Genomic DNA, 14,415 nt, shown 5'->3' with positions numbered 1-14,415 from the left:
CATTAAATTTGGAAACAGAATCCCCTTGGATTTGGCGACCTCCCCTGCGGGGGGTACCCCCGCAGGGGAGAACAACCAGATAGAGTTTAATTTACAGACCCAGCCCATCTTTTCTTAGAGACTGTCTAAATTTTTATTTAATTCTGTTAAGCATCAGCCTGATCATTGCAATTTGCACCATTGCTTCTGCTGTATCTGTGTGATATTCGAAATCTTTGCTCAATCTTCTGTAACTTTCAAACCAGGAAAGGTTCTTTCCACAATCCATCGCTTAGGTAAGACTTCGAATTTCTCCTGTTTGTTAGTTCTCATCACGATTTCAAGGACAAATCTGAATTTTTGTTTAACCCTATCCATAAGTTCTCCGCGATAGCCTCCGTCGGCAAATACTTTGACCAAAGTGTAAAACTGTTCATTAAGTTTTTCTAAAACCCTGAAAGCTGCTTTGCTATCGCGCTGGGTTGCCGAATGGACCACTACCACTAACAATAAGCCTAAAGTATCTACCACAATATGCCGTTTTCTTCCTTTTATTTTCTTTCCCCCATCGAAACCCCTTTCCTGGGCTCTACTTCGGGTAGTCTTAGCACTTTGACTATCAATGATTCCCACCGTGGGGTGATCGTTCTTATTTTTTTCTTCCGGATTTTGCCTCGGATCACCTCATTAAGCAATTCAAAGATTCCGTTGGCCTTCCATTGGGTAAAATAATAATAGACTAATTTCCAATTCGGGAACTCCTTGGGCAACACTCGCCACTGGCAACCCGTTTTTAACAGGTAAAATATCGCATCAAAAATTTCTCTTAAGGAATGTTTTCTTTTTCGTTTGTCTTCTAAAATGTTTAAAATTGTAGTCCATTGACTATCGCTAAGGTTGCTTGAATATTTTTTCACGTAATAACTTAATTGATTGAACACCATTAAGTTACGTGTTTTTATTCATATAAACAACTGATAATCAATGTTTTATAATTATTTTCATTGTCTTTATTATGCTTTTCCAGTTTCTAATATTTTCCGATTTCTAAAATTTAGACAGTCTCTAAATGTCCATTTAGCCTGTTATCTCCTCCTGTAAATGAAATCTCGATTTCACTATTTATCAACTTGATACTTTCTATAAGACAGGCAAGAAGAACCAACTTGTCTGTGTCCAAAAAGCTATGAGCATGAAAATCAACAATAATTTTTTGATATTCATCGTACGGAAACTTTAAAGCTTTATTCACAAAGCGAAACCACCCAGCATTATTTTCAAATATACTCGGTGTCCTGAGTGTCTTGGTTGTCAATTTATTATTATATACTTTAAACTGGCAAGATACGTATTTTTGGTTTTTTAAGTTTTTACGGAAAGCCGCATGTGTTTTTGGGAAATAATTGCTTTCTTATAAGAAAACGGCATGTACGGAATGCAGTCTACACCCATCGTAGTTTGGAATTGCGAACAGACTACAAGTTAGAAAAGCGAACCAATTTCAGCCTGTTTACGCGGGAAAACTTTGAAGGGGACAACACTTTTGAGGAGATCCAGGGCAAGACAGGAATAGAGAAACAACGATTAACCGATATCTATTTCAATCCCGGTGCGACTGAGCCTTATGAATTTCTGTTTATCGAAAAAACCGTGGACAAAGGACCCGGCGAAATGATGAAAGCGTCAGACCATAGAAATGAAAAATAGGATTATTCCTCCCCGTAAAATCTTCCTTCATAGTAATCTTCTTCAAACATGGGTTCGGTTTCGTGTTTTAGCAGACTTCCTTGGGCATTGAATTCAAGATGGTGAATGGTCTCATTCTCGTGTATCTTTGCCCGGAACAGCAAGTGACCGTCTTTGTCCCGTATAGACTCAATATTGCTGAAATACCCTTCCCTGAAGTGTTTCCGGATATAGGTGAATACATGGTGAGGTAGCTTGTTCATAATAAAAAATGTTATGGTTCGGATTTAAAAATACACCCGGTATTCAGCGCTGACAATGATATTTGTCATATAGAAAGGCATTATTTTTTTCGCGATATTTATACCATAGTCCGCAAAAAACACAAAGATGAAAAGAATAGCGGTCATAACTTCCGGCGGGGATGTCCCCGGCTTAAATGCCTGTATAAGAGCTATTGTAAAGGCCGGCGCATTTAATGATATAACAACGATCGGGATAAAAGGCGGATTCGACGGAATGATTAAGGGAGATTTTGTTTCCCTGGATACTACCGGGATAAAACATATTATACACCTTGGGGTCGATTCTGAAATCCTCGCGGAATCCCCTTTTCAAAACGGCCTACCGCCGGTTAAAACACCGGAATACGGGTTTCCTGATCCTCATCGGCGGGGACGGCTCATTAAAAGGGGACAGGTTTTTAGCGGGGAATACGGGGATATCCCCATAATCGGTATTTCGAAAACCATAGATAACGACATTTCCGGAGCCGATTACTGCATAGGTTACAATACGGCGCTTAATACCGCCATGCAGGCCATAGACAAAAATGCATTGAAATTTCTTGAGATTCTCACCGGGTAACTCCCCGCGGGTTTCACAACCGGTTCATCACGAGCAGGGGGATCTTTGTGTGATAGCCCAGGCTCCTGACCACCGGCCTTCTTATAATACTGTTGAACAAGCTGTGTTTCCGGTTTACCATGGCTATCATATCTATATTTCCGCGGCTTTCCACAAAACACTGTACAGCCATTTCCGTGTTCATACTTGTAAGGGTATGATAGAAAGTTTCCACTCCGTTTAACCGTTCCTCAAGAACCGTTTTGTTATGCTGTTGTTCTTCATCCGGTTCTTTATCCCCGGTATGAAGGATACGTATAATGCTTTTGTGCTTTTCCGCCAGTTCTGTTAACGGGGCGATATCCCGTATCCTGTACGGGCGTTTCAGGGATGTGGTAAATACGATCTCCTGTGGCACTTTAATCTCGGCAGATTCCGGGATTACCAGTACCGGGCATTTAAACCCGCTTTCCATAACCGTCACCGTATTACTGCCAAACCATCTTTCTTTAGCCCCGGTAGCTCCCTGGATTCCCATAACAACCATATAAATATCGTGTGCCCTAATAAGCTCGTTAACTGCTCTCGCCAAATAATTGTATTTCGATACCATTTCAAAGGAATGATATTGCCCGGTATCTGAAGAGGACAGGTCTTCTACAAATTCCTTTAAGCTGTTTTGAGAACTGGTAAGGGCAGCCTCATAAGCCGGATGCGCGGCCTGTAATAGTATGGAATTGGTAGCACTATCCGTACCGAAAGCATTGAGTACAATAAACTTACATTCCTCTTCCTTGAAAAGTGTCATGGCATAATTGGCAGCATTTTTTGCATTGGTGGAAAAATCGGTGGGAAGAATTATAGTTTTCATCGGTTTACATTTTTAGAATACAAAATACACTACATAACTTTTCTCGAAAATGATATTTATCAATTGAGATCAATTTCTTCCCCTGTCAACCCGAATAAACATTTTTTTTATCTGATAGATATCATGTTTCAGGGATATTCTCGGCTGTAATTTAGCTCTAGAAAAATAATCGGGAATAGACGATTCCCTTATTTGAAAATACAATGTCGCCGGACCGTGATATACCAACTATCCCACTGTTCCTTAGTGAGACCTCCTTAATGTTACTGCTCAATAACTCATACCAAGTTAAAGGTGTACACAAATTATCTAAAGGAGGAATTACCGGTACATTTATAGATATCAGTACCTAATGCCTGTTGCTCTTAAAACCATCAGTACGGCAATTATCTTTTGTTATAACCATCCGAGTGTACTCTCCTTAGTGAGCAAATTTACTGCTGCTCTAAAGAGTGTTGATATACTTCCAGTATACAAGTTGCCACTAATTCGGGATCCTGGTTATGGATTCCATGGCTATATCCCGGAAGTAGTATAACTTTACTATGGTTATTTTCCTTAATCATTTCCGAATAATGAATCACACGGAATTGATCCAATCCGGCAAACCATGGCCTTATGTTGATGTCCAGTTCTTTGCTTGTCTCTATCTCAAAGGGCTCAATTCTTCTATTATATGCTATCAATACTACTACAGGAATATCCGGTAGTGGTGGCAAGGACGTGTATTCTTTGAAAAATTCAGGCATACTTGCCTCTTTTTCTCTTCTCATTTCATTACGTACTCCATCGGGTAAGGAAGCCTCATTTGCCATTCTTTCCAATAAAATCGTCCATAGTTTTCTATATCCCATAGCACTTGAAGAATTAGCTTTCACCAGTTTATCTTCTGCCGCTGTGAGCATGAAATCTGTGGGGTCAATGAATATTAAACCTGCAACTTCTTCAGGATACCGTGAAACATAAAGACGAATAAAAGGACCACCCAAAGAATGGCCTACCAGGATGTATGGCGGTGCTACATTTAACACCTTTAATAATTCCCGTAAACGATCTACAACATCCGTGTCAGTTCGGATTAAAGTATCTTCTTCCGAACCTGCAATGCCATTTCTGTCATAAGCTATCCAAGCAGTTTTAGTAGAAAGATAATCAAATAAGGGGGCATAATTTCCTCCTCCCATCCCCAAACCACTCTCAAGGACAATTACCGGATCCCCTTCTTTTCGATTTTCTAGGCCAAAACCGGTATAAGCCATCTTCTTGCCTGAAACTGTGACGTATTCATTTTTATAAAGTTCCTGGCCACATAATAGGAATCCATAAAAAAGGCAGGTAATACATATTGATATTCTTATTATTATCAAGTCCATAAACATTAATTTTATTGATATATACGTTAGACGCTCCCAACGTCCCTTAGGTTACCATATTGCAAAAATACTCTCCGGGTCACAGCCTGCAATCTTATTGTTCATGCCACAATTTTTTGAAAACAGCGGCCTCTCTCCGGAAGGATATATAGGGCCGAATGCACATGCTTTCGCAGCCCTATAGGCCTAACTCTTTGCCGGAGTTTTCCTAAAAATGGTAAAAAATAGCCATAATTCTCTTTTTTATGATTTTACGAGATTCCGCATAAATTATTTAAGGAAATTTCATTAATTTCGAAGAAGAACCCGAAAACCATATAACAACCTGTAAATGTAGTATCTATACTGCATTCACTCCTTTGATAACAAAAACAGAGCAATTGTGGGTATTTATGTGTTGCGCTCATATAAGAAAACGAAATATTAATCACTAAAACAGAAATTATGTTAGGAATCTGGCTTTCAAAAAAAGGAAAAACAAAAACATTGCAAATTTTGCTTGTTGCATCTTTATTACTACTTGGAATAGGAATGGCTCTTCTGAAATGAATTTATGAAAATCAAAAAACGGAATGGTTTTAGACTGGTTTGGTTTAGCCTTGTTACTATATTTTTTATTTGGCAATGGACTACCTATCAATCAAGAAATTTACCAAAAAATACCTTCGATGACAATAATAAAGTTACTGTTGAAGAATTGAATGATGAAATAATATTTCTATCCGCCAATCCAATTTACCAAAACGAAATTATTTTCTTTCAAGGAGGATTGACAGATCCAAAGGCATACGCCCCTCTTTGCCGAAAAATGGCTGAAAACGGATTTACCTGTCATCTCATCAAAATGGATTGGAGAATGCCTCAATGGGACTATAAAAAAATTGAGACCCTATTCGACCTGAAAAATGGAAAATATATTATTGGCGGTCATTCACAAGGAGCGAAAATGGCAGCCCAATTCGTCTATGAAAACCCCGGGTTAATGAAGGGACTTTTTCTATTGGGAACTTCCCATCCGAGAGATATTGATTTATCGGGCAGGAGCATCCCAACAATCAAACTTTATGGAGAATTGGATGGATTAGCAAGTGTTTTTGAAGTAATGGAAAATAAAAATAAACTTCCAGAACATACCGACCTAATAGAAATAAAAGGCGGAAACCACTCTCAATTCGGATATTTGGGAAAACTATTAACGGACAATAATGCCGAGATTGATTTAGCTGAACAACAGCGTTTAACGTTTGATGAATTGATTGATTTTTTCCATAAAACAGCAAGTAAGGAATAAATACGCCGCACAATCCAATAGACGACTCCGCTCCTGATCAGGAACGGGGGTGCGCTTCTCACACCACTCCTTTCGGAATACGAACCTTTACCGATTCCGGTGATAAAAAAGTGTAACCGGTATCCTACCACATGCTTTCTTCGTCATAAAACATTTCGCTAACGAGACTACACACCATGGGCATGGATAGGCAGATCAGGAAATTTATATAGTTTTCATCGTGTCGATTTTAAATATTACTAATAATTAGACTATAGTGTTCCGGTTGGTTTTTAACGTTTCTACGGAAGGGAATCCAGATGCCGTATTATAACGAGCAAGATCAAAGGATACTTTTTTCCATCCGCTCAATGTAATGCTCATATAATGCACCCAGTTTACCACAGCGCTATGCCACTCTCCGAAATCGGGAAGGTTTCGCTGCAGCATTAAAAATTCCTTCAGGTCTTCGTTATGCATGCGGATGTCTTCGGCACAGGCCGCTTCGAGAGAAATCCCTTTCTGATGCTCAATGACTCTTACCATATTGTAATAGATCCCCCCGGTAAGCTGATCTTTCTGTAAAGACTGTACGTCGTTATACAAAAGCATCATCCTGCTGGCCAGGGACTGTAACCGCTTGATCACGGGATGACAGTGAATTTCATCCGGCAAAGTCACCCCGGTGTCAATTTCCGTAAGTTGTAAAAACGGACAAAGGCAGAGAGATGCTTCCCGCATGGCCAGGCATTCGGCAATCCCGGGATACCGCTGGTTGGCTTTACACATCAGTTCTTTTTCCAACCCGTAAAAATAACGGTCTATCATGGTAATGAACCTGTTATAGGAAGCCGGGGAGAGATACAGGAGAAGTTCTCTTCTCAGGGAAGCCAGCAAAGGCCCCAGGGGAATATTGGAGTTTTCTCCTGTCATCTCTCCTTTAAGCACTGCCAGGGAACGATCGCGTATGAAAGGAAGCTTTTCGGGGGTAATCTCTTCGTACATATCGTCATTATACAAGGTCCAGAGCATCAGCAGGCATACCGGCAAAAGGCGCTCGCGACTCGCCGTAGGGAACCAGTGTGAGGCAATATGGGCTGTTTGGGTCTTTTTGTATTTTTTACGTATACCTTCGTTCTCCCGGTAGAGATCAAGGTATTTTCCGTCTATCCATTCATTCTCCGTAATATGCTGAAGGGTGTCTGCATAAGGGTTTTTAAAATAAGGAAAAGGATAACGAAATTCAGTCTGAAGAATTTTCCTGACATTCATAAATAAAATCTTTTTGAGGTTGGTGTGTTATATAAAACCGGGGACAACTCCGGGCAAAAATAAAATGCCAAACAAGGAGCAGTAGGGATCAGTGGTTCGGAAGCAGCTTAACCGGTAATATATTGCCGGGTGGCCCGGGGAATATGAGGCCAGGGATACTTGAGACGTGGCATGTTTAGTTTGCGTACCATAGTTTATTTATTCAGAGGTTACTAATGCGAATTAAGGGTCGGATTTTAGTTTTGACTATAGATCAATCAATAGTGATTTTTCAATCCGGTTATTAGGTTGCTGAGTTATTTGGTTAAGTAACTAAACTTATAAGTATTGCCGAAATAACCCGGTAACCAATAACTAAATAGTAACAAAATATATATGCTGAAGGCTATAAAAGTTTAACCCCATTAAACGGGTTTAATTCCCCGATGCTCTGCATCGAAATGGGCTAAGGCTTGACTCGTTTGGATACCTCGGGGGCAATCCCGATATATTGGGATTATCGGGATTGCCCCCGAGGTAGTTGATTTTCAATCCTTAATTCGCGTTATTAAATCATCTTCATAAACCGAAGATAAGCTTCCATTACTTTTTTGTTAAAAATTGCAGGCCGGATATCCGTGTCTTTCAAAAAACGCTCCGTATTATCACTTTTAAAATAGTAGGTATTCTCATAGGCTTCTACAAGAGATTTGCCTTCATGAACATCATCAGTGAATAAATAGAGTAAAGAATAAATCGGCAGTTCCTGATTTCTTCTCCATTGCTCAAACCAATTTTGAAAATCCAGGCCTTTCATTTCTAATCCGCAGTAGTCGGTGATATGTACGCAAAAATCGGTTAGAGACAGATCGTGTTCAGGTAAAGGGTTTAGATTGAAATTTAATCCTACAGCATCCGGTTTTTGACTAATATGGGCAATTGCTTTGCAGACATAATCAACGGTAACTACTTCATCTTTCAACCCCATAACTAAAGGGAATGCTTTCAGTTCAATGCAAGAACGCATTAAAGAACTCCACCATTGAGTTAAAGGCGTTGCACCGGTTTCTCCATGGCATACCACAAAGCCTAAACGGAAATTAATCAGGGGCAGCCCTTTTTCACGGGCTTTGGAAGCCATCTTTTCCATCACCCATTTGCTTTTTATATATCCCATATCACGGCAGACCGCAGGCAGATTCTGCTCGATAGGCTCATCTTCGGTCATCCATGTTTTCCCGGTAAAGGTTCTTCCCCAGCTGTATACACCCATTGAGGAAGAAATGATAAGAAATTTAGTTTTACCACTGACTGCCAGGTGCAGTATATGAGCCATACCATCGACATTGGGTTTTTTGATGAATTCATATGGCTGAACATAGCTTACATCACTGCCCATATGATAAATAACCTGTATCTCCCTTTCCAGCTTTTCATATGCTTTCTCATCGATGCCAAGCCTTGGTTTTGTCAGGTCACCTAATAAGATTTTTATCCTGCTTTCATAATTTACGTTCCACGTCAATTTGAACTTAAGGAACGTATTTTTTATACGTTCCAAAGCAAGAATTTCATTTTCGGCACGGACAAGACAGTATATGATAGCATTGGGATTTCTGGCGATAAGCTCTTCCAACAGATGCGAACCTACAAAACCAGTGCCCCCCGTAAGAAATATTTTGGAAGGATTTGTCAAGACCTGTGGGTCTGGCTGTACAGTAATTTCAAAATCAAACGGCAGTTCCGAATCTTTTAATAGCTGTTCTTCTACAAGCCGGGCTTTCTGCTGCTGAGTAACTTCATTTTTAACCAAACGGCTTTCGGCTTCTTTTACAAAAAGACTGATTGTCGGAAAACGGTAGAGTTCGGGAAGGGATATTTTTTTCTGAATATTTAGCGGCAGCCGGTCATGCAGTTGGGCCAGCATTAAAGAGTGGCCACCTAGCTCAAAAAAATTGTCATTTTCGTCTATCTCATCCAGATTCAACAGTTCCCTCCAAATTTCGGTCATTTCCTGCATGAGGTCTGATATATCAACTTTCTCTTTGGCTTTCTTGATTGTATGCTGTATGGGAATATACAATTTGCCTTTATCGATTTTCCCGGTTAAGGTCAGGGGAAGTTTATCATACAGAATGATTTTTTCCGGAAGCATATAGGTTGGAAGGCTTTGTTTTAGCCTAGCTCGTATGTCTTCCAGGGTAATACGTTCCTTATCCGCATCATAAAGTTCCAGAAATGCTACAAGTACCGGTAGTCCCTGCTCTGGGCGGTGGACTTTAACCGCCACATTTGCAACCTGTGCCAGTTGTCCTATATGGTGTTCGATCTCCTTTAATTCGATTCTGAATCCTCTTAGTTTAACCTGGTCATCCAGCCGTCCTACAAATTCAATATTGCCGTCTTTCCTATAAAATGCCCGGTCCCCTGATTTATACAAGCGGTAGTCTGTTCCACGGATCTGTTTCATCCACTCCGGGGCTTCGATAAAAACTTCGGCGGTTTCCAGCGGTTTATTTATATAACCCTTTGCCAATTGCTTACCGCCAATATAGATTTCTCCTGTGATACCTTCATTTACATGTTCAAGTTCTTTATTTAATATGTATAGCTGGACACTATTCAGCGGTTTACCGATAATATGCGGATTCGTGTCACCTTGGAAATGATGGCTTACGACACAGACTGTAGTTTCGGTAGGCCCGTATACATTGATGAGGCGTACACGATTATACCAATTCTTTATGGTTTGCTCCGAAGGCACCTCTCCTGCGATAAATAATGTATGGAGACAGCCAATAGGAACATCTGTCGGAAGTGTACTTAATACAGCTGGCGGAAGATAAGGAACTACATCAATTTTATTATCAACGATGAAGTCCAACAAGGGCTTCCCTATAATTTTATTATCGGGGTACAGAATTATAGTAGCTCCTGTAAATAAAGGAATCCAGAGATCAATAATGGAAACATCAAATCCTGTTGAACTGAATTGAAGGGTTCTGTCTTTGGCCGAAAACCCCCAGAGCTCCGTAAAGTATTTTACAAAAGTGTAGAATGCTTCGTGATGAATCTCAACACCTTTCGGTATTCCTGTGCTGCCCGAGGTATAAATGATGTACGCAGTCTGCATTGGGTTTATATCATCGGGACTTATGACCTCCAAACCCTGCTCCACAGGCTCACCAGTCCAGTTGCTCATGTTGACCAATGGAGTATTCATTCCTGAAAATTTACTGATATATGCATTTTCGGTAATGATGAATTCTGCTCCTGAGTCTCCCATTATCAGTTTAATCCTGCTTTCCGGTAATTGTCCGTCAAGAGGAATATAAGCTGCTCCTATTTTAAGCACAGCCAGGTAGGATATAATCTGCTCTACAGACGAGGACATGCATACCGCTATAGATGTCCCTGTTAACCGTAAAGAAAGAAGATGGGAAGCCAATTTATCCGACTGGCGATCCAATTCTTCATACGAAAGGCTTTTGTCTTTAGAAATTATAGCTAATTTCTTTGGGAAAGATTGACTGACTGCCTCAAAAATCGAAACTACATTTTTAAACAGATTTTGCTGAATGTGAAAATCATAATTCACATTTTCATGGGTGATTTGGAATTCCATACACTTTAATAATTTACAAGTTTTTAAGTCACTTTTCAGTGGAATTGATTAGAGTTTTCCTCTGGGGTCCAGGCACATAGACTCCTGGCAGTATGGCGTTTTATTTTTGACCACACTGTAACTGGTTCTAAGCATTATCTTGGGTATACCTCCATAATCAATAAGTTACACTCACCTTTGAATTGGTTCTTTTAATAATACAATCTTATTCTTTATTAGGTTTGACTGCTTATTTGAATTTCATGTACAACAAAGCCCTGAGTATTCGTCCCACATATTTACCGTTTGTCTTTCCAGACCGTCACTGTATTCCAAGGCAGGTATGTCACTACGGAATACCCCATGATATGGCCTCTCATCCGTTCGATCTTTTTAAAAGAGGCGTTTTCCAACTGGTCATCTATCTCTACATATGGTAACATACAGCGATTACAGGTAATGATTTTTTCATAATTCATGGTCGGCAGCATCCGGGTGATACGGAAGTGCAGTTACATTCTTTAATGCCCGGATACCGGTGGCTGACTTTACACATCAGTTCTTTTTCCAACCCGTAAAAATAACGGTCCATCATGGTAACGAACTTGTTATAGGAAGCCGGGGGGAGATACAGCAGAAGTCCTTTTCCCTGGGAAGCCAGCAAAGGCCCCGGGGATATACCGGAGTTTCTCCCGTCCTCTCTCCTTTGAGCACAGCCAGGGAACGATTGCGTATGAAAGGAAGCCCTTTGGGAGTAATCTCTTCGTACATATCGTTGTTATATAAGGTCCAGAGCATCAGCAGACATACCGGCAAAAGGCGCTCGCGACTCGCCTTGGAGAACCAGTGTGAGGCAATATGAGCGGTTAGGGTCCTTTTGTTTTTTTTGCGTATGGCTTCATCCTCCAGGTAGAGATAGAGATATTATCCGTCAATCCATTCATTCTCCGTAAGATGCTGAAGGGTGTCCGCATAAGGATTTTAAAATAAGGAAAAGGATGACAGAATTCGGTCTGAAGAATTTCCCTGATATTCATAGATAAGATTCATTGAGGTTGATTTGCTATAGGTCAACCACCTCGGGGCAATCCCGATAATTATCGGGACGCGAGGCATAAAGCGGAAAACCATAGATTACTTTTCGACGCAAGCGTCGGAGCATTTAAATTTCACTTAGTGAGTAAAATTAGGACAACAACTCCCGGCTAAACTAAAAGTCTACTTAGAGCAGTAAAGGTCACTCGCTCAAAACAATAGAGCTTGAACCAGTTTCCTGATAAAGTTAAATAAATGTTCCGAGTCTTTTTTACGGATTTCCATAACCGGAGTAAAATAATTTATTTTTTTTATTTCATTACCCGATGCCTTTATTATTGTATTGATGGATTCGAATTCGAATCTTCATTACTTTTTCCTTTAATAAAGTTCCGCTCTCCGGTTCTACAGACTATTTGTTCTCCCTGCACCAGGACCACCTGCCATACATATTGCCCGGCCTTTCCTTTCTCCCACTCCGTATTTATGTTGGAAACCAACACCTTACCGGAAACAACCGAAATAGCAGTTTCATTTTCTGTTTCGTAAGCCCTGATATTAAACGAAGTCCCCAGTACTTTTACTGTCAGTTCCCCCGCCTTTACTGAAAATGGTTTTTCCCTGTCTTCCGCCACTTCAAAAAGCGCTTCTCCCTCCAGTTCCACCTCCCGTGTCATGTTTTTAAAACTTTCGGGAAAGGTAATTGTACTCGCTGTCCGCAGTCTTACGATCGTACCATCGGGCAAGGTATGAACGGCCTGCTGCCCGGCAACAGTTTCCCTTGAAATAGTTACCGGGGTTGACGGTACCAGCATATCATAGTAGTATACAACCCATCCTCCGAAAAGAATGAGGAGGATAACCCCTATTCCATACTGATGGGAATATACTTTATTCATACGAATGTTTTTTAACAAATAGCTATAAAAGACCCGGAAACATAGGTTTCCAATAAAATATTTGCCACACTTCTTACTGTTGCTATATTCCGGGTCATATGCCCCTTTCAGGGTTTGGGCTCATTCAGGAGCAGGACACTGAAACTAAAAAATAAACCGAAACATATTACCCATATGCCACTTATAAGGCAAAATAATCCCTCCGGGATAACAAAAAATCCCTCTCAGATAAGTTCTGCACAGTATTTCAAGTTCAGAACGGCATCAACTCCCGTTATGATTCCGTATGTACAATAAGCAATGCCTAAAACTACTATAACTACATAGGAACGACAGTAGTCATAATCCATACTTTTTTTACCTGGAATGCCTACTCTCTTCCTCCCGGCGATCTCTATTTTACCCTTTTAACAACGTGTTTTGAGAAGTTATTTTATCATAGAAAAAGACAGGAATACCATTCAAACCATAGAACGTGTTTTACGGGATTTTGACCCGTTTCATTTCCTCGGGCATACCCAATGCCGGGAAACCGCGATGGATACCTTGTTAAAACACCGGCCCGACCTGGTCTTTGTCCGGATAGACCACCTCCTGGAAAATCCTTTCCAATTTGTATCGGAACTCTATCTTTACGACCATCACCCCCCGAGTTTCATCGCTATTTCCCAATCGGGGGACCAGGCCTATACCGCTTTCAAGTATAATTTCCTGGATTATGTACTCCACCCGGTATCCGCACTGGAAATCCGGAAAAGTGTCCTGAGGTACCAGAAGAAAAAACCCGTCTGTGCCAGTCTCATCTGTATAAAATCCTATAAGGACTACCAATATCTCAACACCGACGATATTCTCTTTTTAAAAGCCGACAACAACACTACCGATTTTTACCTGCGAGGCGGCCGGGTCATAGGGGCATTCAAAACCCTGAAAACTTTTGAAGATAAGCTGCCCAAAACTTTCCTGAGGATACACAAAAGCTATATTGTAAACACCGCCCATGTATCCAGGATCCACTACGGGAAGGCCATGTGTTCATTAAGGCAATGCCCGAAGCCCATCCCGTTCACCAGGACCTTCCAGGAAAACATCGACAGAATTCACAGCATTCTCCACGAATTTTCCTATTGAGGGATGGATTATTGGGTTACTAATGCGAATTAAGAGCCGGATTTTTGTTTTGGCTAAAGATCCGTCAATTATGATTTTTCAGTCGGGTTATTAGGTTACTGAGTTATTAAGTATCCCCTAAATAACCTAACTCAATAACCAGTAACTAAATCGTAATAAGATATACCCGCCTGAAAGTTATAAAAATTTAATTTTCAACCCTTAATTCGCATTACTAGGTTCACGTGAGTTTCTATCTTAAAATAGTTAAGAAGATTCCTGTACTTTTTAGTATACCAGTGTTTTTCCCGCTGGAGTTCGTTTATAACAAGTGTCTATTTTACTTACCCGGCACCCCGATGTTATCGGGATATCGAAGTAAACGCATTGTACGATGGGCCTATTTATGCGGCCAACGTATCTGGTTAAGCAGCCAACCTAAATGGTTTAGCCGTCAAAGTAACCGGTTAAGCGGTTAAAGGGAATGGTTA

The 14,415-nt window shown here is 40.5% G+C and carries 14 protein-coding genes; 5 read left to right on the top strand and 9 right to left on the bottom strand.

Going from position 1 to position 14,415, the window contains the following annotated elements:
- Nucleotides 1-219 precede the first annotated feature (219 nt).
- Together ED312_RS24120 and ED312_RS24115 are read right to left on the bottom strand one after the other, a co-directional pair.
- Nucleotides 220-612 carry a transposase gene (locus ED312_RS24120; RefSeq protein ID WP_206363244.1) on the bottom strand — a complete coding sequence of 131 codons (393 nt, stop codon included), beginning with the start codon at nucleotides 610-612 and terminating at the stop codon, nucleotides 220-222.
- Nucleotides 531-923 carry a transposase gene (locus tag ED312_RS24115; RefSeq protein WP_206363243.1) on the bottom strand — a complete coding sequence of 131 codons (393 nt, stop codon included), beginning with the start codon at nucleotides 921-923 and terminating at the stop codon, nucleotides 531-533. The genes ED312_RS24120 and ED312_RS24115 overlap by 82 nt, the downstream gene beginning before the upstream one ends.
- A 514-nt stretch (nucleotides 924-1,437) precedes the next feature.
- Between ED312_RS24115 and ED312_RS09890 the strand changes: the two genes are divergently transcribed.
- On the top strand, nucleotides 1,438-1,686 hold the full coding sequence (locus ED312_RS09890; RefSeq protein ID WP_148044269.1) for a hypothetical protein: 249 nt from the start codon (nucleotides 1,438-1,440) through the stop codon (nucleotides 1,684-1,686).
- Nucleotides 1,687-1,688: 2 nt separating this feature from the next.
- Here ED312_RS09890 and ED312_RS09885 read toward each other — a convergent pair whose 3' ends face one another.
- A complete protein-coding gene (locus ED312_RS09885) occupies nucleotides 1,689-1,928 on the bottom strand; it encodes a hypothetical protein (RefSeq protein ID WP_123215851.1) in 240 nt (79 codons plus the stop codon).
- Between the two features lie 127 nt (nucleotides 1,929-2,055).
- Here ED312_RS09885 and ED312_RS09880 point away from each other — a divergent pair, with 127 nt between their 5' ends.
- Nucleotides 2,056-2,532 (top strand): 6-phosphofructokinase, encoded by a 477-nt coding sequence (locus tag ED312_RS09880; RefSeq protein ID WP_123215850.1) that lies wholly within the window; start codon nucleotides 2,056-2,058, stop codon nucleotides 2,530-2,532.
- Nucleotides 2,533-2,545: 13 nt separating this feature from the next.
- Here ED312_RS09880 and ED312_RS09875 read toward each other — a convergent pair whose 3' ends face one another.
- A complete protein-coding gene (locus ED312_RS09875) occupies nucleotides 2,546-3,382 on the bottom strand; it encodes a universal stress protein (RefSeq protein ID WP_123215849.1) in 837 nt (278 codons plus the stop codon).
- Nucleotides 3,383-3,816: 434 nt separating this feature from the next.
- Nucleotides 3,817-4,755, bottom strand: a complete 939-nt coding sequence (locus tag ED312_RS09870) for an alpha/beta fold hydrolase (protein ID WP_170164490.1) — start codon at nucleotides 4,753-4,755, stop codon at nucleotides 3,817-3,819.
- Between the two features lie 553 nt (nucleotides 4,756-5,308).
- Between ED312_RS09870 and ED312_RS09865 the strand changes: the two genes are divergently transcribed.
- A complete protein-coding gene (locus tag ED312_RS09865; protein WP_123215847.1) occupies nucleotides 5,309-6,046 on the top strand; it encodes an alpha/beta hydrolase in 738 nt (245 codons plus the stop codon).
- Between the two features lie 246 nt (nucleotides 6,047-6,292).
- On the opposite strand, the gene ED312_RS09860 is transcribed toward ED312_RS09865, so the two are convergent.
- The 3 genes from ED312_RS09860 to ED312_RS23585 all read right to left on the bottom strand — a co-directional run bounded on the left by ED312_RS09860 (nucleotide 6,293) and on the right by ED312_RS23585 (nucleotide 11,359).
- Nucleotides 6,293-7,297: a terpene synthase family protein gene (locus tag ED312_RS09860; protein WP_123215846.1), complete on the bottom strand. Its 1,005-nt coding sequence runs from the start codon at nucleotides 7,295-7,297 to the stop codon at nucleotides 6,293-6,295.
- 547 nt (nucleotides 7,298-7,844) lie between these two features.
- Complete coding sequence (locus ED312_RS09855) at nucleotides 7,845-10,874, bottom strand: non-ribosomal peptide synthetase (RefSeq protein ID WP_240643078.1); 3,030 nt, start codon at nucleotides 10,872-10,874, stop codon at nucleotides 7,845-7,847.
- Nucleotides 10,875-11,179: 305 nt separating this feature from the next.
- The gene (locus ED312_RS23585) at nucleotides 11,180-11,359 is read right to left on the bottom strand and encodes a hypothetical protein (RefSeq protein WP_148044268.1); all 180 of its coding nucleotides are present in this window, start codon (nucleotides 11,357-11,359) and stop codon (nucleotides 11,180-11,182) included.
- Between the two features lie 59 nt (nucleotides 11,360-11,418).
- Here ED312_RS23585 and ED312_RS23580 point away from each other — a divergent pair, with 59 nt between their 5' ends.
- Entirely contained in the window at nucleotides 11,419-11,742 is a 324-nt protein-coding gene (locus ED312_RS23580) for a hypothetical protein (protein WP_148044267.1), read from the top strand.
- Between the two features lie 508 nt (nucleotides 11,743-12,250).
- Here ED312_RS23580 and ED312_RS09845 read toward each other — a convergent pair.
- Nucleotides 12,251-12,814: a FecR family protein gene (locus tag ED312_RS09845; protein ID WP_123215843.1), complete on the bottom strand. Its 564-nt coding sequence runs from the start codon at nucleotides 12,812-12,814 to the stop codon at nucleotides 12,251-12,253.
- Nucleotides 12,815-13,234: 420 nt separating this feature from the next.
- Here ED312_RS09845 and ED312_RS09840 point away from each other — a divergent pair, with 420 nt between their 5' ends.
- Nucleotides 13,235-13,945, top strand: a complete 711-nt coding sequence (locus ED312_RS09840) for a LytR/AlgR family response regulator transcription factor (RefSeq protein WP_123215842.1) — start codon at nucleotides 13,235-13,237, stop codon at nucleotides 13,943-13,945.
- Nucleotides 13,946-14,415 lie beyond the last annotated feature (470 nt).

The organism is Sinomicrobium pectinilyticum (assembly GCF_003725735.1).
Taxonomy (GTDB): domain Bacteria; phylum Bacteroidota; class Bacteroidia; order Flavobacteriales; family Flavobacteriaceae; genus Sinomicrobium; species Sinomicrobium pectinilyticum.
This window is presented reverse-complemented; position numbering and strand designations above follow the sequence as displayed.

What these genes read in the sequence shown, in the direction of transcription:
- ED312_RS09860 (WP_123215846.1), bottom strand. Translation starts at nt 7,297, where the DNA reads ATGAATGTCAGGAAAATTCTTCAGACTGAATTTCGTTATCCTTTTCCT.
- ED312_RS09865 (WP_123215847.1), top strand. Translation starts at nt 5,309, where the DNA reads ATGAAAATCAAAAAACGGAATGGTTTTAGACTGGTTTGGTTTAGCCTT.
- ED312_RS24115 (WP_206363243.1), bottom strand. Translation starts at nt 923, where the DNA reads ATGGTGTTCAATCAATTAAGTTATTACGTGAAAAAATATTCAAGCAAC.
- ED312_RS09845 (WP_123215843.1), bottom strand. Translation starts at nt 12,814, where the DNA reads ATGAATAAAGTATATTCCCATCAGTATGGAATAGGGGTTATCCTCCTC.
- ED312_RS23585 (WP_148044268.1), bottom strand. Translation starts at nt 11,359, where the DNA reads ATGAATTATGAAAAAATCATTACCTGTAATCGCTGTATGTTACCATAT.
- ED312_RS09880 (WP_123215850.1), top strand. Translation starts at nt 2,056, where the DNA reads ATGAAAAGAATAGCGGTCATAACTTCCGGCGGGGATGTCCCCGGCTTA.
- ED312_RS09875 (WP_123215849.1), bottom strand. Translation starts at nt 3,382, where the DNA reads ATGAAAACTATAATTCTTCCCACCGATTTTTCCACCAATGCAAAAAAT.
- ED312_RS09870 (WP_170164490.1), bottom strand. Translation starts at nt 4,755, where the DNA reads ATGGACTTGATAATAATAAGAATATCAATATGTATTACCTGCCTTTTT.
- ED312_RS09885 (WP_123215851.1), bottom strand. Translation starts at nt 1,928, where the DNA reads ATGAACAAGCTACCTCACCATGTATTCACCTATATCCGGAAACACTTC.